The sequence below is a fragment of the Halomonas sp. KM-1 genome (assembly GCF_000246875.1).
GTDB lineage: Bacteria > Pseudomonadota > Gammaproteobacteria > Pseudomonadales > Halomonadaceae > Halomonas > Halomonas aerodenitrificans.
Genome location: NZ_BAEU01000085.1, coordinates 31443 through 57784, shown reverse-complemented (window position 1 = coordinate 57784; position 26342 = coordinate 31443). Strand labels below are relative to the sequence as shown.

At 63.7% G+C, this 26342-nt stretch carries 22 protein-coding genes; 6 read left to right on the top strand and 16 right to left on the bottom strand.

Annotated elements, in window-relative coordinates:
* The 5 genes from B8115_RS09475 to feaR all read right to left on the bottom strand — a co-directional run.
* On the bottom strand, window positions 1-960 hold a 960-nt coding region (locus tag B8115_RS09475), incomplete at its 3' end, for a tyramine oxidase subunit B (protein ID WP_010627549.1).
* Window positions 961-1124: 164 nt separating this feature from the next.
* Window positions 1125-2144, bottom strand: coding sequence for a phosphotransferase enzyme family protein (locus tag B8115_RS09470; protein WP_026038012.1), 1020 nt, complete (start codon window positions 2142-2144; stop codon window positions 1125-1127).
* Complete coding sequence (locus B8115_RS09465; protein ID WP_010627547.1) at window positions 2137-3450, bottom strand: aspartate aminotransferase family protein; 1314 nt, start codon at window positions 3448-3450, stop codon at window positions 2137-2139. Before B8115_RS09465 ends, B8115_RS09470 begins: the two co-directional genes overlap by 8 nt.
* A 144-nt stretch (window positions 3451-3594) precedes the next feature.
* Window positions 3595-4275, bottom strand: coding sequence for a helix-turn-helix transcriptional regulator (locus B8115_RS09460; RefSeq protein ID WP_010627546.1), 681 nt, complete (start codon window positions 4273-4275; stop codon window positions 3595-3597).
* A 9-nt stretch (window positions 4276-4284) separates the two neighbouring features.
* Complete coding sequence (gene feaR, locus B8115_RS09455) at window positions 4285-5214, bottom strand: transcriptional regulator FeaR (RefSeq protein ID WP_010627545.1); 930 nt, start codon at window positions 5212-5214, stop codon at window positions 4285-4287.
* Window positions 5215-5597: 383 nt separating this feature from the next.
* On the opposite strand from feaR, the gene B8115_RS09450 reads away from it, so the two are divergent.
* From B8115_RS09450 to B8115_RS09435, 4 genes are all read left to right on the top strand, one after another.
* Window positions 5598-6590: a helix-turn-helix domain-containing protein gene (locus B8115_RS09450; RefSeq protein ID WP_010627544.1), complete on the top strand. Its 993-nt coding sequence runs from the start codon at window positions 5598-5600 to the stop codon at window positions 6588-6590.
* Window positions 6591-6659: 69 nt separating this feature from the next.
* The gene (locus B8115_RS09445; protein ID WP_010627543.1) at window positions 6660-7580 is read left to right on the top strand and encodes a transporter; all 921 of its coding nucleotides are present in this window, start codon (window positions 6660-6662) and stop codon (window positions 7578-7580) included.
* A gap of 14 nt (window positions 7581-7594) precedes the next feature.
* A complete protein-coding gene (locus tag B8115_RS09440) occupies window positions 7595-8818 on the top strand; it encodes an MFS transporter (protein WP_026038010.1) in 1224 nt (407 codons plus the stop codon).
* A gap of 88 nt (window positions 8819-8906) precedes the next feature.
* Window positions 8907-10346: an amidase gene (locus B8115_RS09435; protein ID WP_010627541.1), complete on the top strand. Its 1440-nt coding sequence runs from the start codon at window positions 8907-8909 to the stop codon at window positions 10344-10346.
* A 90-nt stretch (window positions 10347-10436) separates the two neighbouring features.
* Here the strand turns inward: B8115_RS09435 and B8115_RS09430 are convergent, their stop codons facing one another.
* The 6 genes from B8115_RS09430 to B8115_RS09405 all read right to left on the bottom strand — a co-directional run bounded on the left by B8115_RS09430 (window position 10437) and on the right by B8115_RS09405 (window position 17581).
* Window positions 10437-11627 (bottom strand): thiolase family protein, encoded by a 1191-nt coding sequence (locus tag B8115_RS09430; protein ID WP_010627540.1) that lies wholly within the window; start codon window positions 11625-11627, stop codon window positions 10437-10439.
* Between the two features lie 20 nt (window positions 11628-11647).
* On the bottom strand, window positions 11648-13207 hold the full coding sequence (locus tag B8115_RS09425; RefSeq protein WP_010627539.1) for an acyl CoA:acetate/3-ketoacid CoA transferase: 1560 nt from the start codon (window positions 13205-13207) through the stop codon (window positions 11648-11650).
* Between the two features lie 124 nt (window positions 13208-13331).
* Window positions 13332-14627, bottom strand: coding sequence for a TRAP transporter large permease (locus B8115_RS09420; RefSeq protein WP_010627538.1), 1296 nt, complete (start codon window positions 14625-14627; stop codon window positions 13332-13334).
* A gap of 3 nt (window positions 14628-14630) precedes the next feature.
* Window positions 14631-15149, bottom strand: coding sequence for a TRAP transporter small permease (locus B8115_RS09415; protein WP_010627537.1), 519 nt, complete (start codon window positions 15147-15149; stop codon window positions 14631-14633).
* Window positions 15150-15227: 78 nt separating this feature from the next.
* The gene (gene dctP, locus B8115_RS09410; protein WP_010627536.1) at window positions 15228-16361 is read right to left on the bottom strand and encodes a TRAP transporter substrate-binding protein DctP; all 1134 of its coding nucleotides are present in this window, start codon (window positions 16359-16361) and stop codon (window positions 15228-15230) included.
* A gap of 221 nt (window positions 16362-16582) precedes the next feature.
* The gene (locus B8115_RS09405) at window positions 16583-17581 is read right to left on the bottom strand and encodes a porin (protein ID WP_010627535.1); all 999 of its coding nucleotides are present in this window, start codon (window positions 17579-17581) and stop codon (window positions 16583-16585) included.
* Window positions 17582-17898: 317 nt separating this feature from the next.
* Between B8115_RS09405 and B8115_RS09400 the strand changes: the two genes are divergently transcribed.
* Window positions 17899-19128 carry a serine hydrolase gene (locus tag B8115_RS09400; RefSeq protein ID WP_010627534.1) on the top strand — a complete coding sequence of 410 codons (1230 nt, stop codon included), beginning with the start codon at window positions 17899-17901 and terminating at the stop codon, window positions 19126-19128.
* A 61-nt stretch (window positions 19129-19189) separates the two neighbouring features.
* Here the strand turns inward: B8115_RS09400 and B8115_RS09395 are convergent, their stop codons facing one another.
* On the bottom strand, window positions 19190-20209 hold the full coding sequence (locus B8115_RS09395) for a helix-turn-helix transcriptional regulator (RefSeq protein ID WP_010627533.1): 1020 nt from the start codon (window positions 20207-20209) through the stop codon (window positions 19190-19192).
* Between the two features lie 51 nt (window positions 20210-20260).
* On the bottom strand, window positions 20261-22144 hold the full coding sequence (locus B8115_RS09390) for a feruloyl-CoA synthase (RefSeq protein WP_274517416.1): 1884 nt from the start codon (window positions 22142-22144) through the stop codon (window positions 20261-20263).
* A 279-nt stretch (window positions 22145-22423) separates the two neighbouring features.
* Between B8115_RS09390 and B8115_RS09385 the strand changes: the two genes are divergently transcribed.
* Window positions 22424-22882, top strand: coding sequence for a MarR family winged helix-turn-helix transcriptional regulator (locus B8115_RS09385; protein WP_010627531.1), 459 nt, complete (start codon window positions 22424-22426; stop codon window positions 22880-22882).
* 52 nt (window positions 22883-22934) lie between these two features.
* On the opposite strand, the gene B8115_RS09380 is transcribed toward B8115_RS09385, so the two are convergent.
* The 3 genes from B8115_RS09380 to B8115_RS09370 all read right to left on the bottom strand — a co-directional run bounded on the left by B8115_RS09380 (window position 22935) and on the right by B8115_RS09370 (window position 26341).
* Window positions 22935-23792 (bottom strand): TauD/TfdA family dioxygenase, encoded by an 858-nt coding sequence (locus B8115_RS09380; RefSeq protein ID WP_010627530.1) that lies wholly within the window; start codon window positions 23790-23792, stop codon window positions 22935-22937.
* A gap of 61 nt (window positions 23793-23853) precedes the next feature.
* Window positions 23854-25827 carry a TRAP transporter fused permease subunit gene (locus B8115_RS09375; protein ID WP_010627529.1) on the bottom strand — a complete coding sequence of 658 codons (1974 nt, stop codon included), beginning with the start codon at window positions 25825-25827 and terminating at the stop codon, window positions 23854-23856.
* Window positions 25828-25891: 64 nt separating this feature from the next.
* Window positions 25892-26341, bottom strand: coding sequence for an aconitase X swivel domain-containing protein (locus tag B8115_RS09370; protein WP_010627528.1), 450 nt, complete (start codon window positions 26339-26341; stop codon window positions 25892-25894).
* Window position 26342: the final 1 nt, after the last annotated feature.

Here is a 26342-nt window from a genome sequence, read left to right as displayed (position 1 = left end):
CAGGTCCTCGAGGGCGTCGGCAGAGAAGCTGCCATCGTGGATCATGTCCATGAACTTCATGCCGACCAGTGGAATGCAGTGGTGGGCAGGCTTGGGCACTTCCTCGTACCAGGCTTTATACAAGCCGGTGTTATCGAGCACCTTGCGCACGTCCGGTGCTTCCATGCCGGCGTCGAAGTTGCATGGCGCCGGCATGGCCAAAAAGGTGCCCGGGCTGACCCACTCGCGCTTGACCAGCGGATAGTCGTCGGGATTGCCCACTTCCCCCGAGGCGCAGTAGGTCACGATGTCGGCGTCGCGCACCACCGACGCGATGTCGTCAACGACCTCGATGGCGATCTGCGGGTAGTTTTCGCGCACCCAGGCGATGAAGGTTTCGAGGCTCTTCTTGCCGCGCCCTTTGACCTTGACGGTATCGATCTGCGGGCAGGCGGCAATGAAAGCGGCCAACGAGGTGTGCGCCATGACGCCGGGGCCGTAGATGCCCACCACCTTCGAATCCTTGCGCGCCAGATGGCGTGCGCCGACGCCCGGCACCGCGCCGGTACGATAGGCCGAGAGCAGATTGGCCGACATGAAGGCAAGCGGCGCGCCGGTATCGGCATCGCTGAGCGTGAACGTCAGGATGGAACGCGGCAGCCCCTTTTCCTTGTTCGCGATGTTGGAGCCGTACCATTTGACCCCCGACGTGCAGAAACGGCCGCCGAGGTAGGCCGGCATGGCCATCATGCGGCGGTCGGCGGTGGGCTTGGGCATGTTGGGAAAGGGGGAGTCCTTGGGAAACATGATCATGGCCCCGTGGGAGTCATTATTGGGGCCCGCCATGCGGTAGTCGCCCTGATAGAGAAGCGCGAACATCTCCTCCATGGTATCCACACAGGCCGCCATGTCGGTAACCCCGGCACGGATCATGTCCTGCTCGGAAAGATAGATGAAGTCGATTCGGGTGTCGTGGTTCATGTCTGAATTCCGATTTGTTATTGAGTACCGGGCCGCCAGAGGAGTTATCGGTACTCATGTTTGCGCACCGTCACATCCAGGCGTTAGCACAAATCGGCAATTCAGTTATCCATGAGACTCCAGAGAGGCCAGGGCAGCCCCGGCCTCTCATCTAGCTGGCCTTACTATTCCCGGTTAGCCAAGTAACACCGTATCGTCTGACATGCCTGCTGTATCAGGTACGGGGTCAGCTCCTGTGCTGTGGCGGTCTCCTGACGCTCCTGCACCCACCCCAGATATGTCACGCCCCGGGCGACCAGGAAGAGCGGCAGGCGCGCCAGTTCGTCATCGGGAAGCCCCCTCAGTTCGCGGTAGCCGTCAATCAGCGCTTCCCGGGCAGCCTCGAAATAGGGCCTGTCCTGAATGTGATACAGCACGGTGGCGAGTTCGAAGAGATACCAGCCGAAGCCCGCATCGTCGAAGTCGATCAAGTGTACCCGCTCGTCGTCGACCAGCACGTTCTCCACCACCAGGTCGGCATGAATCAGACCGTAGCGCTCGTGGGATTGTCCATAGGCAGCAAGTTCTCGCTGCAGCCAGGCCCGTGTCTCGTGCAACAATGCGCGCTGCTCGCCGGTCAGGCTCGGCAGCTCCCAGAACCGTCCCCAGAAGGGAGACTCGCCCACCAAGCCATCGAGGTCCCAGGCATGGCGACGAAAGTCCTCAGGCAGGGGCCAGCTCGTGGCATGGTTATGCAGCTGCGCCGCTGCCCGGCCGACACGCCGATAGACCGCCAGGAGCCGTGTCAGATCGACCTCCTCTGCGCTATCGAGCTCCTCCATGGGTATACCGTCCACCCAAGCGATCAGGTCCGCTCGGCACGCTGCCTTTCCCTCGCCCACCAGGACCAGCCGTCGTCCATCCGGCGTGGCAATCACCTGGGGGACCTTCACGCCGGCACGCGCCAGCGCCTCGAGCCACTGAAGCTCGGAGTTCAGAGCGGCATCGTCGTGATAGCCGGGACGGTGTAGGCGTAACGCAAAGGACTGTCCATCCTCCGCCACCACCTTGAAGACGGCGTTTTCCCGATACTTGATCAGGCTCAGCTCACGATAGGGGAACGCCCAGTAGCTCAGTGCCTCGGCGGCCAACCCACGTAGCTGGCTCGTTTGCCACTGGGGCAACCGACGATCGTCGTTACTCATTGCCCACCCCCCGGCTGACCTCGGCCAGCACCTCATCCAGGGTCGAGAGCAGCAGGTCGGCGTGCGGGGGCGCAAAGGGCATGGGCGGCCGCAACTTGAGGATATTGTCATGGCGGCCGATCCGGCTGATCAGCACGCCCCGCTCGCGCATGCGGTTGATGATCTTGTGCGCGGCCTGGGGGGCGGGAGCGCGGCTGACCGGGTCCAGCACCAGTTCGACGGCAAAGAACATTCCCAGATGGCGCACCTCGCCGATCAGTGGGTACTGCCGCCCCAGCGCTTCGAGCCCGGCCACCACATAGGCACCGGTCTCCGCGGCATTTTGCATCAGCCTCTCCTCCTCCAGGACATCGAGGACCGCCATGCCCACCGCGCAGGAGACGGGGTTGCCGCCGAAGGTATTGAAGTAGAGGGCAGTGGCAGCGAAGTCATCGGCAAGTTCGGCGCGAGCCACCACGCCGGCCAGGGGATGGCCGTTGCCCATGGGCTTGCCCAAGGTGACGATATCCGGCACCACGTCGTAGCCTTGGTGGGCCCACATGTGTCGGCCGCTGCGCCCGAAGCCGGCCTGGACCTCGTCGGTGATGAACAGGCCACCGGCCCGGCGCACCATAGCCACGGCCCGCTCGAGGAAGCCATGGGGCACCCGAAGCAGTCCTTCGTTGGCGAAATCGGGGCAGACCAGCATCCCCGCCAGCTTGATACCGTCGGCCTCGAAGGCAGCAATGGCGTCGGCGACCGCCTGGACATAGGCTTCTGCAAGATCTTCCGTCGCCACGCCGGGCAGGCCACGGTAGGTGTCAGGGATGGGGAAGGCCCGCACCCGGCGCGTCGTCCTGGCCTCGGGCATGAACCCCGTACCCAGCTCGGCGACAGCCTCTGTGTTTCCGTGATAGGCGAAGTCGGTGACGATGATGCCACTGCCACCGGTGCAGTGACGGGCCATGCGCAGGGCCAGCTCGTTGGCCTCGCTGCCGGTACAGGTGAACATCACTCGCGATAGTGTGTCATCGAAGGTCGCGGTGAGGCGCTCGCCGTAGTCGACGACCAGCTCGTGCAGGTAGCGGGTGTGGGTATTCAGGGTGGCGGCCTGCCGGGTCAGGGCTTCGACCACCCGAGGGTGACAGTGCCCCACATGGGGCACGTTGTTATACACATCGAGATAGCGCTTGCCGTCCCGGTCATGGAGCCAGACGCCCTCCCCGCGGACCAGGTGAAGTGGCTCGTCGTAGAACAGCGGGGCATGCCGGCCTAGTATGTTCCGGCGGCGTTGTAACAGTTCGGAGTTGGTGCCGGTCGCACTCATTTCTCTGTATCCTCCCGAGTCGTTCGAATATCACGAGCATAGGAAGCGCGGGCCAGGGTTCACCATCCACCCTGGGGTGGAGACGCGCAGATCAGCAGCGGAAAATTCACCGCCGGCGTAGAAGGAGTCGGCTCAGGTGATAGCTCATGCGGACAGGAGACGGGCGAGCAGTTGGCTGCGCGAGGCGGTACCGGTCTTGTGGAGGATGTGCCGGACATGGGTCTTGACCGTGGCCAACCCCAGCACCAGCTCATCGGCAATGTGCTGGTTGGTATAACCGGCACGCAGCAGCTCCAGCACATCGAACTCTCGGTCGGTCAGCCCGTAGCGTGCGGCGAAGGTGTTCTTGCGCTGCAGGCGCTCAGACAGGTAACGGGAGGTCAGGTTGTACTCCAGATAGGGGTGGAGCTTGCGCAGCAGGCGGAGTTCCTCGTCCTGGAAACTGGCCAACGACTCTCCCCTCAGCAGACTGATCACGGCGACGATCTCGCCATGGTGACGCAGGAACATGTCGGCCACATGCCGCTGGCCGTTGGGCCGCATGAAGTCCTGATAATAGACGGAGTGCTGCAACATGCGTGGCGACAGCAGGGAATCGAGGGAGATCACCGTGGCAGTGCTGTCGACAAACCGGTCGGGGTTGAGCGGATCCAGGCGACGAAAGGTCGTGTGGTAATCGCGCCCGGTAGCGGGCGCGATCCCCTCCTGGACGATGGCCGCAGGGCTGCGCTGCGGGCCGACCAGATAGAAGGTGGATGCGGTGAGCCCGATCAGGGAATTGATCAGCTTCAGGCTCTCGCGCTGAAAGTCGCCGAGTTCGTGCATGTCACAGCCTCAGTGCAAGCAGTGCCGCTGCCGGTAGGCACGCGGCGACTCGCCATAGGCCTTCTTGAAGGCTCGGCTGAAATGGGCCGAGTCGGTGAAGCCCCACTGGAAGGCAATCTGCGTAATGGGCCGTTGTGCCAAGCCCGGATTGGCCAGCGCCTCGGCACAGCGCGACAGACGGCGGCCCTGGATGACCCGACAAACGGTTTCGCCTCTGGCCTCGAAGAGGCGATAGAGCTGTCTCAGCGACACCTCCAGGCGCTCAGCCAGCCAGGCTGGGCCCAGCTCGGGCTCCTGTAGTGCCTGGTCGATCAACTGACAGGCCCCTCGATAGAGCATGTCGTTATCGTCCACCACGGCGGAACAAGCCCTGCCTTCACCCAGAATCGGCGGCAACAAGGCGATGAGCGCATCGCCCATGGCGGCCGCATCGGTCGCCCCCGCCCCCTCACCCAGTTCGTGGGCCAGCAGGCGATTGACCGTCAATTGCAACAGCCGACCACTGGCAGTCTCACCGCCCAGCTTGCCGAAGGGGATCACACCTCGAGGCAGTCGTGGAGCCAGACTGGCCCGATCGAGATGCAAGGAGGCATGTTCGATCGACCCTTCCGGAAAAATCTCGCAGGGTCGGGCCGAATCCATCAGCAGCATCTCTCCCACGCCGAGCATCAGGCTTTGGCCCTGCTGGCTGATCCGCGCACGCCCGCGGCGCTGCACGATCAGGAAACAGAAGCGATCCTCCGCGCGGTCGGACAGCACCCGACGCCGGGAGATGCATCGGGCATTGGTCTGGATTCGCGCCAGCTCCAGGCCGGCACTGGCCTCGCGCGCCACGTTACCCTCGAAGGCGTTCATCAGCGGTGGAAAGGCCTCGAAGTCACCGCAGATACGGCGCAGGGCGGCATGCCAGGTGGAGAAGGCGTGACGTTTATCAGCCATGGTAGCTCCAGGGGAATATTTGTTGTTAGTGAAAATATTTTTACGTCATTCTTCCCTTTACTGCCATCGGGCGTTCAAGACTCCGGGCATGTCCTGTTCGCAGAGCTGCCGCCGCCCTTATGTTGCTTTATACAACAATAGTGGTTTCTAATAACATAATGCGCAAGCTGACGGCAGCGGCAAGGAACCGCTGATAACGACATCCCGGCTCGTCGCATCACAAGCACCGGCCTTCACCACCCCCAGGATGGGCTTGCAGCATCGGGACAACGGCACCCGCTCCGGCACGCAGCAATCTCCGTTTAATCAAGGTCGGGGGAGCTGTGTCGGTGAAAAGCCCTGCATGACTTACCATAACAATTCGGCAACTGAGGCATGCCATCATGCATACGGTCGTCCCCCAGCCCAACTCTCCGTTCGCAGGCTTGATCCATCGACGCAGCAGCGATATCGAGGAGCACGCTCACCTGTTCAGCGGCTGGCAGTGGCATTACGATCAGGTCACGCCCGGTCGCTTCGAAGGCAGCGTGACACAGCTGCATCTGAACGGCATGCAACTGGTACGCGACCGAGCCAACCAGGCGATGGTCAAGAATGGCGCCGCCTGGGCGGATGCGGTCACTTTCAGCCTGCCGTTGCAGGCCAGAGAGTACCGGGTTCACTGTCATGGACACGTCATCAACGGCCGATGCCTGCTCACGGCCCATGGCGACCACATCCCCGAGGTCCGTACTCCCGCAGACCTGGAGGTGCTATGCGTCGCCGTCGAGCAGTCGCTGCTCGAGGAGGTGCTGGAACGCCAACAGCGGAGCCTGAGCCTGCCGTCGACGGCGTACTACCGGCTAGCCGATGCCGACGATCCGGACGATCTGATCCCGCTCGTGCGTAGTCTCATGGACGAGCACTCGCAGCAGAACCAAGCGTTGCTGGCCCATGCTGCCATCCGCACCGGCATCCGTGACACCGTGCTGATGCATCTGCTGGACCGGATCGACAGCGAAGAGGTCACCCCCCTGACGCCCCATGCACGCAAGCGCATCGTCGACCGCGCCTGTGACTATGCGCTGGCGCATCGCGACGCCCCTCCCTCCATCGTCGATCTATGCAACCGGGTCGGTGCCAGCCGTCGTAAATTGCAGTACTGCTTCCAGGAAACCCTGGGCATCAATCCGGTCGCCTACCTGCGCACCCTGCGCCTTAACGCCGTCCACCGCGACCTGTTGCAGGCCGGTGGGACCCGGAACGTGCAGGATATCGCCGCGCACTGGGGCTTCTGGCATCTGAGCCGTTTCGCCGCCGACTATCGCCAGCTTTTCGGGGAGTGTCCTTCCGCTACCCTGCAGCGCGCCAAGCGCGATTTTGCCGAATCCGGATAACCCCGCTTCCGGGGCTCTCAGTAATGTGTTTGTTGACAACCACAACAAACACACCAAGAGAGCTGCCCCATGCGTTATCCCAACCTGACATCCGCTCTTTGCGGCACGGCCCTGATCTTCCTGTCTGCCAGCGGTCACGCCACCGAGAACGGCGCTCCCACCACACCGGCGGGACTGTACGACTTCGGCGCCGGCTTCACGCCCCCGCCCACCCCTGTCGGCACCTTCGGCCTGCGTACCGCCTTTTACTCAGCCAACAAGCTCAAGGACGGCAACGGCAACGATCAGCCGGTGGACTTCTCGCTGGATGTACTGTCCATCGGGCTAGCCTATCTGCGCATGACCGACCAGCAGATTCTCGGCGCCAGATACGGCTGGGGAGCGGTGCTGCCGTTCTTCCATATGGACGCCTCACTCGATGTACCCACGCCCTTCGGCACCTTCTCCGACAGTGCCGAAGTGTTCCGCCAGGCCGACCTGCAGGTGCTTCCCTTGATCCTGCAATGGAATCCCGCTCCCAACCTGGGCATCAACACGCAATTCCAGATCCAGGCCCCCACCGGAGATTACGATCCGGACCGCCTGGTCTCGCCCGGCCTGAATCGCTGGGCCTTCTCGCCCATTCTCAATGCCACCTACATCACCGAGAGCGGCTTCGAGGTCTCCTCCAGCTTTCAGCTCGATTTCAATACCCGCAATCCCGACACCGACTATCGCAGCGGCGTGGAGTATCGCCATGACTTCGCCCTGGGCCAGCACATCGGCAGTTGGACGGCAGGCCTAGGCGGCTACTACTACCGCCAGATCACCGATGACGACGCCCCTGGCCTGACCGACGGCAATCGCGCCCAGGTGATGGCGCTGGGACCGGCAGTCAGCTTCTTCCAGCCAGGTCTGCCGGCCGTGTGGTTGCACGCCTACAAGGAGTTCGAAGCCCGCAACCGTACCGAGGGCTACACCGTGGCGCTGCGCATCGCCAAGGCATTCTGACGAGGACTTTCATCATGGTGGATCAAAATACAATGCCCCGTCAGGCGACGGGGCGGCGGGAAGGGGCGGTGATCTTGCTGGGCAGCAGTCTGACCATCGTCGGCTCGGTCATGGTCGCGCCCATCCTGCCCAAGCTCGGGGCCGAATTCGGCCCGGTGGAACCGAATGCGGGTCTGTTGATCCCGTTGGTCGTCACCGGCCCCGCTCTGGCGATTGCGCTCTGCGCCCCACTCGCCGGCTGGCTGGCGGACCGCTTCGGCCGCAAGAATCTGCTGGTACTGGCAACCCTGCTCTATGCCCTGCTGGGCGCCGTCCCGGCGCTGCTGAACGACCTCAATGCCATCGTTGGCATGCGCTTGCTGTTCGGCTGTGCCGAAGCCGCAATCATGACCTGCTGCGCCACGCTGATAGCCGACTACTGGAGAGGCGAGGAGCGGTTTAAATACGTCAACTACCAGGTGGTCACCATCGGCGTGATGGGAGCCCTCTTCTTCGTCATCGGCGGTGTCCTGGGCGAACACTCCTGGCGCACCCCCTTCTACCTCTATCTGCTGCCGCTACTGCTGATTCCCGCCATGCTGAAGATACTGTGGGAGCCGGTCCGGCACACCCCGCAAGTGGCGGAGGAACTTCCGCAGGGCCAGGTCAACAAGCTCGCCCTGCTGGTCGGTTACCTGCTGATATTCTGCGGCATGGTGCTGGTCTTGATCATCGCAGTACAGACACCGGCCCTGCTGGTCAGCATCGGCATCACCTCGAGCACCCTGATCGGCATGGCAGCCGGGTTCGGCCTGCTCTCCACGCTGGTCGGATCGCTGCTGTGGCCGGTGATGCGCCGCCTGCTCGGCATTCGCGGCTGCAACGTCCTGCTGCTGTCATTGATTGCCCTGGGACTTTGGCTGTTGTCCAACGCGCAGAGTTACAACGCGGTGCTGCTAGGTGTCTTCATTCACGGCATCGGCGCCGGCCTGCTGGTTCCCAACGCCATGGCCCCCGTGATGAACGCTCTCACTCCCCGCACCCTGGGCCGCGGCATGGGCGGCTTTACCTCCTGCCTCTACCTGGGCCAATTCGTCAGTCCGCTGGCGGTCGCCGCAATGATCGCCACCCTGGATACCGACCTGCGCGGCGCGATCTCGGCACTCGCCCTGGCCAGCCTGGCCGGCGCCTGCCTCTGGCTGCTGGCTCAACTGCATGCCAGTCGCTCGGCCCCATCGTCTCCGACCTCGGTCTCTTGAAGCCTGCGCCCTGACGCGCCAGCTTCCCCCACCGGACACTGCCTCAGCCAAGGATGGCGTTGTTCTTTCCCACTGAACAGGTAACACCATGCGCGATATCCAAACGTTGATCGATCAATCGGACGCCACGGCCCTGGCGGCGCTCATCAAAGGCGGCGATCTCCAGCCCAGCGAACTGCTGGAGGCAACGATCCAGCGCCTGGAGAAAGTCGAGCCGCAGCTCAATGCGGTGGCAGAAAAGCTCTACGACACGGCCCGACAGCAGCAGCCGGCAGCGGGGCCCTTTCATGGCGTTCCCACGCTGGTGAAGGATCTGTTCTCGCCTCTCACCGAGGCGCGCATGTCCAATGGTTCCTTGGCCCTGGGCGAAGCGCGCCCGGGCATGGACGACGAGATGGTCAGCCGCCTGCGTCGGGCCGGCTGTGTCTTCGTCGGCACCAGCACCTCACCCGAGTTCGGCACCTCCTACAGCACCGAATCGACTCGCTTCGGCGCCACCTGTAACCCTTGGAACCTCGAACGTAGCGCCGGCGGTTCCAGCGGCGGCGCCGCGGCGCTGGTGGCCGCTCGGGTCGTACCCTTTGCCCACGGTAACGACGGCGGTGGCTCTCTACGCGTACCCGCCTCCTGCTGCGGCGTATTCGGCCTCAAACCCAGCCGCGGCTTGATGCCCAGCGGGCCGCTGGCCGGCGAGGGCTGGGGCGGCATGGGCACGGCCCATGCCATCACGCTCTCGGTTCGCGACAGCGCGGCGCTGCTGGATGCAACCGCCGGCGCCGACCTGGGGGCTCCCTACGCAGCCCCTGCCCGACCGCAGAGCTATGTCGAGGCGATGCAGCGTCCGCTGCAGCCGCTCAGAATCGCGCTGATCGAGCATCTCGATCCCTGGCCATCCTCTGCCGAGGCGCTGGCCGCCGTGCGCCACTCCGCCGCCCTGTGCGAGCAGTTGGGCCATGAGGTGATCCCTGCCACCCTGCCGGTCGACCTGCCCCGCTTCCTCGATCAGGCCTTCGACATCATCGGACCCAACACCCGCAAATACCTCGAGCTGCTAGGACAGCTGCGCGGCGCACCGGTGAGCGATGCCGAGCTGGAGCCGAGAACCCGTATCTATCTCAGGGAGAAAGGCAACATCGGTGCCATTCAGTACATTCGGGCCATCGAGGGCATGCATGCCCTTGGCCGCACGCTGGCCAATTTCATGCGCGACTACGACCTGATTCTGACCCCGACGCTGACCCGCGAGCCACCACGGATCGGCGCTCTGGACGTCACCGACCCCAACGCCGATCTGACAACGCTGATCGAGTGCTTCCACAGCTATTCGCCGTTTACCGCTCTGTTCAACGCCAGCGGCCAACCCGCCATGTCGGTGCCGCTGTACTGGACGAGCGCCGGTCTGCCGATCGGCGCTCACTTCGCCGGCCGCTTCGGCGACGAAACGACCCTGCTGGCATTGGCCCATCAGTTGGAGGCGCTGCAGCCGTGGGCGTCACGCCGTCCGCCGCTGAATGCCTGCGCCGCGTAGCCCCACCGGAACTTCAGCAACGAAAAAAGGGCGCTCGCGTGGTGGACTCGAGCGCCCTCTACGGCGGTATCGACACACTGGTGTCGGCCGTCACCCCACCTTGACGATCAGCGCCGCGGCGGAGTCGCCGGCGGCGCAGCCGGTCACCAGGGCGTAGCCGCCGCCCTTGAGTGCGGTCTCCTCGATGGCTTCGATCAGCAGCCGCGCCAAGGTCGGCGCCTGGGGGTGGCCGTAGACCAGCGAGGTGCCGTAATTGTTGAAGCTGTGGGCGTCGAGCCCCAGCGCCTTCGAAAGGTGCAGGTCGTTGGCGATGAAGGGCGTGTGGTTCTTGATCGTCTTGATCTGATCCAGCCGGAGATCGGCCCGGGCGAGCGCGCGCTTGACCGACTCGGCCGGCGCCATCGGCATGTGCGCCGGCTTGGTGCGGGCATGGCCGTAGGCCACCACCTGCACCGCCATCTGCGGGTCACGGCTGAGCTCGACGGCCCGCTCGCGGGTGGTGACGAGAATACCGGCATTGGCATCGGCCGGGTGGGTCTGGGCCCCGTAGGTATGGATACCGTCCGGCTGCACGCAGCGCAGCTTGGCGAGTCCCTCGGCGGAGGTCGCGGTGACCCCTTCGTCGGCCTCGACGAGCTTGGTCTCCTTGCGTGAGACCGCCACCTCCACCGGGAACATGTAACGCTTCTGGAAGGCGCGCTCGTTGGCCAGGGCCTCGGCGTACTGCTCGTAGCGCCGCAGGGTCAGCTCATCGGCCTGCTCACGGCTGAAGCCGTGCTCCCGCGCCACGTTCTCGGCGGTGGTCAGCATGTCCTTGCCGGTGGCTGGATCGGCGGCGATGTTGTCCATGTTCCAGTTCTCGGCGATCACCTCGCCGCCCGGCCCGTTGGGGTTGGGCCAGATGGTGTGCGGGCCGTTGGAGGGCCGGTCGGCCAGCAGGCAGTAGGTGGTGTCGAAGCTACCGGAGTCCACCGCCAGGGCGGCATTGAATACCGCAGTAGTTGCGGTCGCACAGGCCTGGGTGATGTTCTGCCCCGGGGCCTGGCCGGCGCCCATCATGGCCGCGGCCCAGGGGGCGCCGTAGAAGATCGACTTCTGCCCCACCGACACCCCCAGATAGAGGTAGTCGATGAGCGTGGGATCGATGTCGCGGGCGGCGAACCAGCGCTTGCTGGTGGCCGCGCCCAGCTCGATGGAGTTGACGTTGGCCAGGCTGCCCATCCACTTGCAGAAGGGGGTGGTGTAGTAGCCGCCGTAGGGGATGTAGGCGTTCTTGAACATGTCAGGTCTCCAAATACCGTTCAGTCGCGGGTCAGGTGCGCACGCAGGCCGCCCCACTGGGGCTGGAAGAGTTCCGCCGGCATCTCGCGTAGCTCGCTGGCAATGCGCGGTACGAAGTCCATGGCCGCCAGGATGTCGCGCTCGACGTCCAGCCCGGGGGCGATTTCGGTCAGGGTGATCTCGCCGTCGAGCAGCTCGAACACGCAGCGCTCGGTGACGAACAACACCGGCTTGCCGGTCTCGTGGGCGTAGCGACCGCTGAAGGTGATCTGGTCGACCCGCTGGACGAACTTGCGCCGCGGCCCCTCCTCGAGAATCCGCAGGCTGCCGCCCTCGACCGCCACCTTACCGCCGTTGGTGAAGGTGCCGCAGAACACCACCTTGCGGGCGTTCTGGCTGATGTTGATGAAGCCGCCCGGCCCCACCACCTTGTCGCCGAACTTACTGACGTTGAGGTTGCCCTCGTGGTCGGTCTGGGCCAGCCCCAGGAAGCACACGGCCAGGCCGCCGCCATCGTAGAAGTCGAACTGGTAGCCGTGGTCGATGATCGCCTCGGCGTTGTAGGCGGTGGCGAAATCGCCGCCGCTGGCCGGCACGCCGCCGTAGGTGCCGAGTTCGGTGGTCAGCGTCATCAGATCGCTGACGCCCTCTTCGGCCGCCACGCTGGAGACCCCTTCCGGCATGCCGATGCCGAGGTTGACCACCCCGCCCGGCACCAGCTCCATGGCGGCGCGGCGGGCGATCACCTTGCGCGGGTCCAGCGGCAGCGGCTTGATGCCGCCCAGCGGCACCCTGAGATCGCCGGCCAGGGCCGGGTTGTAGGTGGTGGTGATGGTCTGCATGTGGTGCTCGGGCTCGGCCACCACCACGTAGTCGACCAGGTCGCCAGGCACCTTGACCTGCTTGGGATGCAGGCTGCCCTGGGTGGCCAGGTACTCCACCTGGGCGATGACGATGCCGCCGCTGTTCCTGGCCGCCTGGGCCATCGAGAGCTGCTCGAGGAACAGCGCCTCGCGCTCCATGCTCAGGTTGCCGCGCTCGTCGGCGGTGGTGGCACGGATTACCGCCACGTCCACCGGGAAGGTGCGATACAGCAGCCACTCCTCGCCTTCCAGCTCGACCAGCTTGACCAGGTCTTCCTCGGCGGCGCTATTGGCCTTGCCGCCCTCCAGGCGCGGGTCGACGAAGGTCCCGAGCCCCACCTTGCTGAGCACGCCGGGCTTCTTACCGGCGATATGCCGCCACAGGTGCGCCAGCACGCCCTGGGGCAGCAGGTAGCCCTCGACGCGGTTCTCGCGAATCAGCTCGCCCATGCGCGGAGCCTGACCGGTATGGCCGCTGATCAAGCGCTTGACCAGGCCGGCGTGGCCGAGGTGGTTCATGCCGCGGCTCTTGCCGTCGCCGCAGCCGCAGCTGTGCGCCACGGTAAGATCGCGGGGCGCCCCGGTCTCCAGGAAGCGCTGCTCCAGGGCCGTGGCCACGGCCTCGGCGAAACCGCACAGGCCGGCGGTGGTCCAGATGACCGTATCGCCGTCCTGGATCAGGTTCGCCGCGGCAGCGCTGTCGATGATCTTGTCCACTCTTACGCCCTCTTGCGAAGCCATCTATATAATTGGTTAATATATTGTTTATTAAGCAAACATATAATCTGAAAACGTATGACGGTGACTTGAGCGCCCCGGCCTCGGCGACCGGGATGCTCGCTCAGCCGGTCAGTACCAGCACGATCTGGGGATAGAAGATCACCAGGGCCACCACCAGGATGTCGGCCACCAGGAAGGTCGACACGCCGCGGAAGATGTCCATCAGCGAGGCGTACTGCCCGGCCACTCCCTTGATGACGAAGATGTTCATGCCCACCGGCGGCGTGATCATGCCGATCTCCAGCAGCTTGACCAGCAGCACGCCGAACCAGATCAGGCTGACGTCGTACAACTCGAAGATCGGCAGTAGCACGGGCAGGGTCACCAGCATGGCGCCGAAGGGCTCCATGAACAGCCCGAGGAACAGGTAGATCAGCACCACCACCAGCATCAGTTCGAGATAGGACGGATCCCAGCCGCTGACGGCGCCGGTGATGTAGCCGGCCACGCCGCTCAGGCTCAGGAACATGGTGAACATGCTGGCACCGACGCCGATGATCAGCAGCGCCGAGGTGGTGGAGAGCGTCTCGAGCAACGCCGCCTTCATGGCCCTGCCATCCAGCCGACGCAGCAGCAGACCGATCAATATCGCCCCGGCGGCACCGACGGCGCCGGCCTCGGTGGCGGTGAAGAAGCCGGAGAAGAGCCCGCCGAACACCAGTATGCCCAGCGCCAGTACCGGCCAGATATCGAGCAGTGCCTGACGCGGAGACACCTCGCGGGCGCCAACCGCCTCCCGGGGCACGATATCGGGGCGTAGCCAGCTCACCACCAGGATCACGATGCAGTAACTCACCGCGGTCAGCAGGCCGATGGTGATGCCGCCCAGGAACACCTGAGTGATCGAGACCTGGGCGAACACCCCGTAGACGATCATCAGGATGCTGGGAGGAATCAGCGCCCCGATGGTGCCGCCCGCCGCAATGGTGCCGCAGGCGAAGCTGGGCTTGTAGCCGCCCTTCACCATCTCGGGTATCGCGATGCGCCCCATGGCCGCCGAGCAGGCGACGCTGGAGCCGCTCACCGCCGCAAAGCCGGAGCTGGCAAAGATGCTCGAAATGGCCACGCCGCCCGGCAGCCAGCGGAACACCACCTTGGCGGCATTGAACAGGCCGTTGGTCAGACCGGCGTGGTAGCAGACGAAGCCCATCAGCAGGAACATGGGTACCGCACTGAGCGTCCACTTGGCGATGAACTCATAGGGCGTCGACGAGAGCATGCCGATGGCGGTGTTCCAGCCGAACATCATCGTCATGCCGCCCAATGAGACCGACACCAGAGCAAGCGCAACCGGTACGCGAAGTGCCAGCAGGACAAGGAGAATGATCAAGCCATAGAAACCGGTCGCAACGGACATGAATTACCTTTCCTCTTGCGCGGGAGAATCGTACGTCGTTCCCGTCGCCAGCAGCGGCAGCCTGACCACACAGACCAGGGCAGCCAGTGCAAAGGCCACGGGCAGTACGAAATAGGTCGGCCAAACGGGCATCGGCACGTTGAGGGACATGACGTAGGCGCCGATCTGGTACTGCTCCATGGCCTTGCCCCAGGTAGCCACGGCCAGCGTGGCGTAGATGGCCGCCGAGAGCAGCGATACCAGAACGTCGGAAATGCGGATCAGCCTGGGGCCCATCAGGCCTTCCAGCGCTTCGACGCTGATCATGTTGCGGCGCCACTCGACCCAGCCCAGCGGCAGCAATGCCAGGGTGATCAGGTAGTAGCGGGTCACCAGTTCCAGCGTGGCGGGAATGGAGATCGACAGCGTCGAGCGCAGCACCACATCGAGCGTGATGTGCACCACCATCAGCAGAATCCCCAAAGTGCCAAGCAGCGCCAAGCCGACAGCGGCGAGGTTGGTCAGGCGATAAATCAGAGCCATGGGGCGTCTCCTACATCAAGGAAAACACTGCACGAATGCCGGCCCGAAGGCCGGCCATTCGTGAGGTACACAACCTACTCAGCTGCCGTAGGTGGCGAAGTCGACGTCACTCCAGATTTCACGCTTCATCGCCTCGGCGATGGCCTCGTGGTCGTCGCCGATCTCCTCGACGATCTCGGTCCACTTGTCGACCAGCGCCTGGAAGCGCTCGATCTTGCCCTCGGCATCCTCAACGCCATAGCGACGCTCGGCCTGCTCCGCGGCGTAGACCAGATCCTCTTCGATGAAGGCCGGAATGGCATCGAGAAGATCCTGTTCGGGCTCGAGAATCTCGATGCCGCTCTCCTTGGCAATGTCGCGCGCCTCTTCGGCCATCTCGTAACCCCAGCGCTGGGTGATGGCGGCGCTCGCCTCGACGGAAGCGTGAATCATCGCCTCCCGCTGTTCCTCCGTCAGGCTGTCCCAGGCCTGCTGGCCGATGGCGTGGGAGATGGTGCTGTGGAAGGTGCCCAGCTCGACGTCGGTCACGTAATTGAGCACGTCGTCGAGGCGGAAGGAAATGATGTCGGCGATGGAGGCAATGGTGCCTTCGATCACGCCCTGGGAGAGCGACTCATAGGTTTCACCCACCGACATGGTGGCCGGTGTCAGGCCGACCGACTCGGCCCAGCGGGAGTACTGCGGGCCGCCGACGCGCATGCGCAGGCCGCGCAGGTCGGAGAGGGAGCGCACCGGCTTGGTGCTCAGGATGCGATAGAGGTCAGAGGCATGCGAGCTGGTGTAGACGATGCCCAGCGCCTTGAGCTCTTCCTGACATTCCGCACAGGTAACGATATATTCCATCACCGCCGCCGCCATGGCATGGGGCGTGGTGCCGAGGAAGGCCATGTCGCCGACCAGGTTGATCTCGGGGAGGTCGGCCGGGAAATAGGCCGGCAGGAACAGCCCCGCCTCCACCAGGCCGCTGCGGATGGCATTGCGCATGTTGCCGATGTTGGCCACCTCGGTGCCCAGCAGGTTGCCCCTCAACTCGCCGTTGGTCTTCTCCTCCAGGCGCTCGGCAAACTGGGTGAACATCGGGTTGTAGGCGGGATGGGCGGGCGGCACCCCCGGCGCCATGCGCAGCTCACGGGCCTGGGCATGGCTGGCGAGCGCCAGACTCCCGACGGTGACGGCAATGGCAACGGTCTTGAGCAGCGTGTGATTCGTCATGGGTGTCTCCAGACAGGTTATATTTGTTTGTATGTTAAACAATGGTTCTTATCATCTATCTTTGAGCTGATTATAGTCCACTCATCAACCCCTCTCGATACCCGACTTTGGTCTAAGTTCGCTTGACCCACGACCTCTCTAGACGGGAATCGATAAAAGGCCCGGCGAGTCGCGTTCTCGCGGGCCGAAAGCAAGCTAGTCGGACACAGAGCACCTTGGCATCAGAAGCTGACGCTGAGACCCGCCGCCACGTTGTTGTCGGTGCGGTCGTAACGAGCGGCCTCAAGGAAGCCGTACACCTTGTCGTTGAAGTGGTGGCGCACGATACCCACCCAGGCATCGTTGTCGAGATCGAAGTTGCGGTTGTTCTCGGCGTAGCCGAGGGAGACCGACCAGGCATCGCTCAGATTGGCTGAGACGTTCACGCCCCAGGCGTCGAAGTCGGAGGCACTGTTGCTGTTCTCGCGGTCGTCGTTGCGCTCGTAGACCCCGCCCAACTGCACCATGCCGAAGTCGTAGCCGATGCCGAAGGCGGTACGGTGCAGGTTGTCGATGCCCGGGCGGCGCACCTCGGTATGACCGATGCCGAAGTTGAGCGGCCCTTCGTTGTAGACCAGGCGCCCCGACACAACGTCGAAATCCTGATCGTTCTGAGCATTGGTGGTGAGCACGGCACCGATGACCTGGAAGCCGCCGAAGCGCGGCGAGCCGTAGGAGAGCACGTTGAAGCCCTGTTCACCCTGGCCGAAGATGGCGTTCTGCCCGGTCTGGGCATGGAAGCGGTTGTACTCGAAGACATCGATGTTGTTGTAGATCTGCCCCCAGGAGCCGGAAGGCACCCGCGGCTGCAGGCCGATCGTGCCGTAGTCGGTCATCAACAGCACGCGAGCGGTGCGGAGGTAGATCTCGCCGTCGTCTTGGCGGTAAGCGCCCGGCGTCCAGGTCTGCTCGTCTACGGAGTTGATGGCATTGGCGAAGTCGGCCACCAGGTCGTAGCGGATACGCAGGCTGGGATTGACGGTGTAAACCCCACCCACACCGGCTTCGGCCCGGAAGGCCCAGAGGTCGAGGTCGCGATCGCTTACGTCGAGTACGCCGCCGGTCACGTTACCGGAGAAGGTGGGGCCGCTGTGTTGGGTGTCGGCCAGGGCCTGGCCGGATACCGCAGTGGCCAGGGCGAAAGCGAGAGGCGTCAAGGTCAGTCGTTGGAGCGTTGTCATTGTGTGTTCCCATTGTGTGTCTTGTTGGCGAGCAGCGCGCTCAAACGCTGCACAACAATACTTTCCAACAAACAAATTGTTGTCAAACACAATGTTTATATCAACATATCGTCCGCATAACGAACAATTTGGGAGGCTATAAAAACACAATCGATACAAAGTGTTGCAGAGCTTTCGAGGGCGTGTATCGCCAACCTCTCACACAGCTTCCCTTGCTAAAGTCGAATGCCACAGCCCCCTGCATCTGCAGAGGTCCTTTCTGCTCCCCCCTTTCCTAGCATGGCTCTCGCACCTCTCCCCCAAGAAAGGACGACCCCATGCGTAGCCCCTACAAGAACAACGCCATCGCCCTCGCTGCACTGGCCTCCCTATCTTCCACTGCGGCTCTGGCGGCTGCGCCGGAAGCCCCCGAGAGCGCCTGGACGACGGCAACGCTGATCGAATCCCGGGCCAACATGTTTCACCCCGCGCTCAACCACCTGACCTTCCAGTCCCTCGACAAGATGTTCTCCACCCGGGCCGTGATGGCACCATCCGCATCATGGCAACTGGAAGAAGCACCACTGGAGCTCGACGGGACCTTCACCCTGGAAGGCGAGGACGTCTCCCTCGAGGAGTTTCTGGAAGGGACGAGAACCAACGGCCTGCTGGTCATCAAGGATGGCAAGATCGCCTACGAGCGCTACCGCAACGGCCTCGACGAAACGACCCCGCACGCCGTGTTCTCGGTCTCGAAATCGATCCTCGCCACCCTGGTCGGCCTGGCCGTCGAGGATGGCAGCATCGCCAGCCTCGACGACAAGGTGGTGGACTATCTGCCGGCCCTGGCAGGCACCGGCTACGAGGATGTCAGCGTTCTCGATGTGCTGAGGATGCGTTCCGGCGTGGACTGGGAAGAAGTGTACGAGTTCGGTGGCACCACCCAGCTCACCGAGGTGCACGACAACGCTCTGGTCGGCTATCGCTACCGCTGGTGCGACTACGCCGCCTCATCCGCCGAGGGCAAGTACGAGCCCGGCGAGAAATTCAACTACTCGACCCTGGATACCAGCGTGCTCGGCTGCGTGCTGGCGAGCGCCGTGGGCACCACGGTGGCAGAGTACATGACCGAGAAGCTGTGGCAGCCCGCCGGCATGGAGTTCGACGCCTACTGGATCATGGATGGGCCGGAGCCCGTTGGGGATGAGTTCTACGGTGCCGGCTTCAATGCCACGCTGCGCGACCTCGGCCGCTTCGGCCTCATGATGCTCGAGCAGGGCGAAGCCAACGGCACTCAGGTGGTCTCCGCCGACTGGGTGGCAGCCTCCACCGTGTCCGATCCCGGCTACGAGCGCATCGCCGACGAGGCCACCATCGGCTATCAGTATCAGTGGTGGACCTTCCCCGACCGGGAAGCCTACTCCGCCATCGGCATCAACAACCAGTTCGTCTACATCGATCCGCAAAGCCAGACGGTGATCGTCAAACTGAGCCACACGCCAAACGCCCAGGGCTGGGAAGAGGATACCCTGGCTTTCTTAGAGAAGGTTTCACAGCTGACGCCTTGAGCTTGGCCTTGAACCCGAACCCGAACGCAGCACGGCCACCCAACCGGGTGGCCGCCCTCGTTCACTCATCGCCGGGGTGACGCAGCGCCGAGATCAGCTCCACCTTATTGCTGACGCCCAGCCGCAGGTAGGCATTGCGCAGATAGGTTCTGGCCGTGGCGGGGGTAACGCCCAAGGCACGGGCCACCTCCTTGTAGGAGCTGCCCTGGGAATAGAGCCGCGCGGCGCTGAGCTCCCGGGGGGCGAGCGCCGAGGTGTGGCGGCGGGAACACATCGTCAGCGAGATCAGCTCGCCGCAGGGCTGCACGACGATCTCCCTGCTGCGTCCCGGGTAGAAGGTGCAGGGTGCCCGCGCGAGCATGTCGGAGAGGTAGCCAGGCAGGCGGGAGCCATGCCAATCGGCATACCCCTCGTTGAGTGCCGCCCCCACTTCCCTGCCGATATAGAGCAGCTCCCCCTGCCGGCTCGAGAGCGCGTAGCCATCCCAGGCGTTCGACAGGCCATCGGAGCGCACCGCCTCCAGATGCGCTTTCCAGCAGCGGGCCAGGTGCCGAACGAACTCCTCCATCAGCAGCGCGTCGACCTCATCGAAGCCGAAGCGGGACCTGCCGCGATTGATCGATACGAAGAACAGCATGCCGCTGGATGGGAAATCCAGCGTCACGGCCATGCTGTGGTAGATGTCATGCCGTTCGCAGAACGCTCCCACCGCCGTTTTCGCATCCTCCGGCCTGTCGCCGTAACACTCTCTAACGGCCTTGCCCAGTTGGGAGATCGAGCCGTTGGCGAAGCGGTCTAGCGCGGAGATGTGGTTCCATTCCGCCGCGAAGGATGGGCACAAGCCAAGGCTGCCGTGCATCAGATTCTTCGCCGGTGACTCACCCGAGGGCACGTAAACCTGGCCCCACCATGCCGTATCGAAGCTCACCACGTTGGCGAAGCCTCGAATGGCCTGGTGCAGCCAGCTTCCGGATGAGGGGCAGCGGGGTATCTCGGCCAGCCCCAGCACCTCGCGGCTGAAGCGCTGCAGCACCTGCGTATCGACCGCGGAAACAGATGTCTTGTCATTGTTGTCATTCATATCGTCACCTGCCTTTCGGCCTCAGAGCACCTCGACCTAACCCGATCACGCTCAGCCGAGATGCAAGACGCTCGGCGGCGGTGGCTCGCGATACAGCTCCTCGACGATGGCGGCCCGGTTATCGAGCACCGCACGCTGGTTGATCGAGCCCTTGTCGGTGACCTCGTGGGCATCCAACCGCGGCGGCTCGTCGAGCAGTACCAGGCGCCGCACCCGGGTGGAGCTGCCGGTGCTGTGGGCATCCAGGTCGCGCAGCATCTGCCGGAAGCGCTCGCGCACCGGCTCGCTTGCCAGCACCGTGGCGGAATCGGCCTCGCGGCCCAGCCCCACCAGCTCGCGACACTTCTCCAGATCCGGGAACACCATGACTGAGATATAGGGCTTGTCGATGCCGGCGATCACCACATCCTTCACGTGGGGGGCGCCGGCCTCGATGATGCGCGCCCGCAGCGGCCCGACGCTGACCCAGGTGCCGGTATCGAGCTTGAAGTCCTCGGAGATGCGACCGTCGAAGCGCATACCGCGCTGGGGGTCGTCCGGATCGATGAACTTGACCGCATCGCCCAGGCAGTAGAAGCCCTCCTCGTCGAAGCTCTTGGCAGTGAGCTCCGACTGACGCCAGTAGCCCGGCATCACGCTGGGGCCCTTCACCCGGCACTCCAGCTTGCCGCTGTTGGGCACAAGCTTGATCGTCACGCCGCGGGCCGGCAGGCCCACCACGCCCGACTTGGACTCCTCCAGCGAAGCGAACATGGCCGAGGGCGCGGTCTCGGTGGCGCCCAACCCCGTGAGCATGCCCACCTTGCAGCCCAAGGTCTGGACGGCCAGCCGGTCGAGCTCGTCCCAGATGTGCTGGGAGAGCCCCGCGGCGGCGAAGAACATCAGATTGAGCCGCGAGAAGAAGGTCTCGCGCAGGGCATCCTCGCGCTTCAGGTAATCCACCAGGATCTCGAAGCCCTTGGGCACGTTGAAGTACACCGTGGGGGCGAGCTCGCGTAGGTTGGCGATGGTCTTCTCAAACTCCCCCGGCACCGGACGGCCGTCGTCGATGTAGAGGCTGCCGCCGTTGTACAGCGCAATGCCGATGTTGTGGTTGCCGCCGAAGGTGTGGTTCCACGGCAGCCAGTCCACCAGCACCGGCGGCTGGTCGCGCAGGAACGGCATCAGCGAGGCCAGCATCTCCTGATTGGAGCAGAGCATGCGGTGCGTGTTGATCACGCCCTTGGGCATGCCGGTGGAGCCCGAGGTGAACAGGAACTTGACGATGGTATCGGGGGCAACGGCCGCGCGGGCCGCATCCACCGCCTCGGTGGGCGGCGTATCCAGCAGCGCCTCGAAAGCGTCCAGATTGGGAAAGCCGGTGGCGTCCACCGCCACACAGCCGCAGTCGGCCGGCTGCACCGCCGCCAGTGCCGGCGCAAAATCCTTGGCCTTGTCGACCAGCAGCAGGCCGGGGGTCAGCAGTTCGACGATATGGCGCAGCTTGGCGTAGTCGCGGCTGACCAGCGAATAGGCCGGCGAGATGGGGGCAAACGGCACGCCCACGTACATGGCCGCCAGGGCCAGCAGCATGTGCTCGATGGAGTTGCCGCTGAGAATGACCAGCGGCCGCTCGACGCTCAGTTGGTGATTCAGCAGCGCCTGAGCCAGGCAGCGTACGCGGCTCAGGGTGTCGGCATAGCTCAGGCGCTGCCATTCGCCGCTGGCATCGCGCCGCGCCACGAAGGTTCTCTCCGGCGCCTCGCTGGCCCAGCGCTCCAGACACTCGAGCAGCGTAGCGGGATAGTCGCCAAGAGGCTCCTCGATGCTGAGCAGTTGGGTGCCGTCATCGCGCGAGACCAGTCGGGCCGTGGCGGTGCCCAGGTGAACATCGCGAAAGGGGTGAAGCATGAGCGCTCCTGCTGTTGTGATCGTTGTCAGGGTCGAAAGGGGCATTCGCTACCCTCGGCCTGGGAGCCTTGGTAACATGGGTCCAGTATTTTTTTAAATTGTTGGATAGTCAAACATTTAACCACCATAACATTATATTTGGGAATGCCAACAAAAGGCGGCAAAAGACAAGGAATATCAAAAAGATATGCGGATCGCCGGGAGACATCCGCCAGGCTTGGATACGACTAAAGTTGACCCCAAGCAGGCCCCGCCAGCCGCTATCCGATAGGCTATTCACTGATCCGCCCGCGTGGCTCACCCTAGGTCAGGACCCACATATCCATGAGCAACGACGACCAGAACGGAATCGACTACTCCATGCTGCAATCCCGCCTCGGCTACAAGCTACGCCGGGCGCAGCTCGTCTACTTCGACGTCTTCTTCGAAGCCTGCGCCCAGGAAGGCATCACGCCGGGGCTGTTCAGCATCCTCGCCATCATCTACCACAACCCTGGCTTGACCCAGTCGGCGGTTTCCACGGCCCTGAACGTGGACCGCTCCGCCATGGTGGCGGCCATCGACAAGCTGGAGAGCATGGAGGTGGTAGAGCGGCGCAAGTCGAAGAACGACCGCCGCTCCTACGCGCTCTACCTGACCGAGAAGGGCAAGGAGTTCACCGAGCGGCTCAACCGCAAGGTCTCTGCAGGCGAAGACCGCTTCGACAAGTTCATGAAAGAGGGCGAGCGCGAATGGCTGCTCGACCTTCTCGACCGCATCATCGATCACCGCAAGGGCAACTGAGGCCGCTGCTCCCCAGTAAGCGGCGCTGTCGCCATACCAGTGCCCCTGACGCTCATGCATCCAGGGTCGTGGCCCGGCGTAACTCTCTGGGTTGGCTGAAGTCGAAGCGCCGTCCGCGGTGCAACGTACAGCGGTTATCCCAGATCACCAGGTCGCCGGGGCGCCAGCAATGGCGATAGACGAACGCCGGCTGAGTGGCATGCTCGAGCAGGTCGATCAGCAGCATGCGCCCTTCCGGTAACGTCCAGCCGTCGATGGCGCAAGCATGAACGGAGATGAAGAGCACCTGGCGGCCGGAGCCCGGGTGGGTTCTCACTAACGGCCAGTACGCCGGGGGAATGGCTTGCTTCTGGGCCTCGGTATAGTCGGTGTCGCCAAGCATGAAGCGTGAATGCAAGGCGTAATGCTGCGCCTGGAGCCCTTCGATCTCCTGCCTGACGGCTTCCGGCAAGGCATCGTAAGCGGCTCGCAGGTCGGCAAACTCGGTTTCTCCACCCTGTTCGGGCACCCGTACGGCCGATAGCAACGAGTAGCGTGCCGACGGCTTCTGGAAGGAGGAGTCGCTATGCCACAGCTGGTTGGCGATATTGCTGACGATCTTGCGATCCGTACGCTGCGCCAGACGCCCGCTGCTGTCGGCCACATTGGAGATATCGGCTAGCTCTGCGTGTTCGAGGCGCTCCTGACTCTGCTTGAGTTTCTTCAACCCCATATCCAGAGGCCCGAAGGACCTGGCCAAGGCCAGTTGCTGGGTTTGCGTCAGCGGCTGATCCCGGAATATCAGCACCGCATACCGGTCGATGGCCGCTTCGATGGCGGCGACCTGTGTCTCGTCGAGGGGCTGGCGAAGATCCAGCCCGGTGACTTCGCCCACGAAGTGAGGATGCAGCGGCGTTACGTCGAGTCTCATGGTAATGACCTCCAGGCCCTTGGTTTTCCCGCCTCCAGGGTTAGCGCACAGCACGACACGCTCATTTGGATGCCCCGTTACCGGCGGTATAAGGCAACGACGCTCCACGAACCTGTGAGAACTGCCGCATGGCGAGTACCAGCGTGACCGCTGTCATGCCGATCAGCGTCGAGACGAGCTCGGGAAAGCCGATCAACAGCCCGCCGATGAACAGAACCGGCCTGGCCCAGTTGCGCACCTGACCGAATCCCATCAGACGCCCCTCCGAACCTCCCGCGATCAGGACGATGGCCAGCACGTTCAGCGCGAACCAGATGGCCGTGAGATAAAGCGGGCCCTGGAAGATCAGCGCTGGCTCGAACAGGAAGAAGATGGGAATGAAATAGAGCACGATGCCCAGCCGGGCTGCATGCAGGCTCGTCTGCAGCGGATCCGAGTCGCTGATTCGCGATGCCAGGAACGCCGCCAAGGCCACCGGTGGCGTAATCGCCGCCAGGGTCGCGTAGTAGGCGATGAACAGATGAATGGCCAGGATATTCAGCCCTGCCATCTGTTCCAGTGCCGGGGCCAGGGTCAGCGCCAGCATCAGATAGGCGGCCACGATCATCCCCAACATGCCGAAGATCAGGCACACGCCGATACCGATCGCCAGCACCAGTACGATACTGCCACCGCCCATGCGCACCAGCTCCGAGGCAATCGCCGGCGCCACGCCAGTGGCCATCAGCCCGCCCAGGATGAAACTCGTGGGAAGCAGCAGCCCCATGGTCTGGCTCAGCAGCTTGCCGATCTGGAACAGGATCTCGGGGATCTTGCTGGGGCGAATCATCAGCTCTTTCTTGAAGCAGGTCAGCAGGATCAGCAGTCCCGAGGCATAGAAAGGCGTCAGCCGCTCCCAGCGCATCACTACCAGGCCCCATACCAGGAAGACCAGCACCACCAGGAAGGGCCAACCCTCCAGCAGGGTCTTGCGAACGCTCGGCAGCTCTACCTCAGGCAGCCCCTTGAGGTCGGCCTTGGCCGCGTAGCCGTCCACATGGCAATAGAGACCGAAGAAATAGAGCAGGCTGGGAATGATGGCGGCGATGACGATCACGCCATACTCGGTGTTGGTGAAGTCGGCCATGATGAAGGCCAATGCCCCCATGACCGGCGGCATCAGCATCCCGCCGGTGGAAGCGCAGGACTCCAGGGCACCGGCATAGTAGCCGGGAAAGCCGGCACGTTTCATGCTGGGAATCGTCACCGAGCCGGTACTCACCACGTTGCCGAAGATCGAGCCGCTCAGGCTGCCGAAAAAGCCGCTGGCCAGCACGCTGACCTTGGCCGGCCCACCCCGGGCACGCCCCATCAGAGCCATCGCCAGCTTGAGGAAGAAGTCGGCCGCACCGGTGGAGACCAGCAAGGCGGCCAGGATCAGAAAGCCGATGATGGTCTCGGCCACCACCCGCGTCACGATGCCGAGCATGGCATCGCCCGAGTAGACGTTGAAGGCGATGGTCCGCGCCAGGCTCGAGGGTGGCCCCCACAGCATGCCGGGCATGAGGTCTGCGAATATCGGGTAGAGCCCCAGTACCAACACGATCGTCAGGAAGATCAAGCCCCCCGAGCGCCGGGCAGCCTCAAGAATTAGCACGAACAGTGCTGCCGCCACCCATAGCTGCCAAGGCTCGCTGACCGGCACCCAGGTCTGGTAGACGATCGCGCGCCCCTGGCTGGCCAGGAACAGCGCCAGCCCGAATACCGCCAGGGCAGGCAAATAGCTGAGCCAGGATACCTGGCGTTCGCGCTTGTGCGCGGGGAGTAACAGATAAGCCAGTGGCAGATACATCGCCATCAATAGGAAGTAGTAGGTGATGTCGAGCAGGGGAACGACGCCAAACACATAGACGACGGCCAGCATGACCCCCGTCAAGGACATCGCCAGCATGGTGATGCGCACCGGCAGCGGCATGCTCTGATAGCGCTGGTACGTACGGTCGACGAACTCATCGGGTATGTCCGCGGGGTCTGGCTGGCGTGCTGCTTGTGTCATTGTCTGTGACTCCGTGTGAGAGGCTTTTTTCTTTATTATTGAATTGGCCCTGCGCCATACGCGGCTATGCCTGGCGGGTCCGCTGACCGCCTTTGCGAACCGTGATGGTGCCGGCATCGGCATCGATGCTGACCCAATCTCCCGTCTCGATGACCTCGAGAGGATCCAGGTCGCAGTCGGTCATCGCCGGCACACGCGTCACCACTGCACCCAATGCCATCTTGGTGGTCATGCGCGTGAAGATCATCGCCTTGGGACAGACGCCATTCAGCCGCGCCATATGGAAAAAAGCGGACCAGCCAGAGGAGCCTTTCGCCCCGGGGAAGACCAGGATCTTGCCGGCGAACGACTGGCCGACGAGCTCATGACGTCGCTCGATGATGGTGCCGTCACGCTCATTGATGCCGCCCCAGCCTGAGATGGTCTCGCGGGTCACCAGGGCCTCGCCCTCCGCCTTGCCACCGACGACCCGGCGCCCGTGTATAACCAATTGCTGCATCTCTATCGCGGTCATC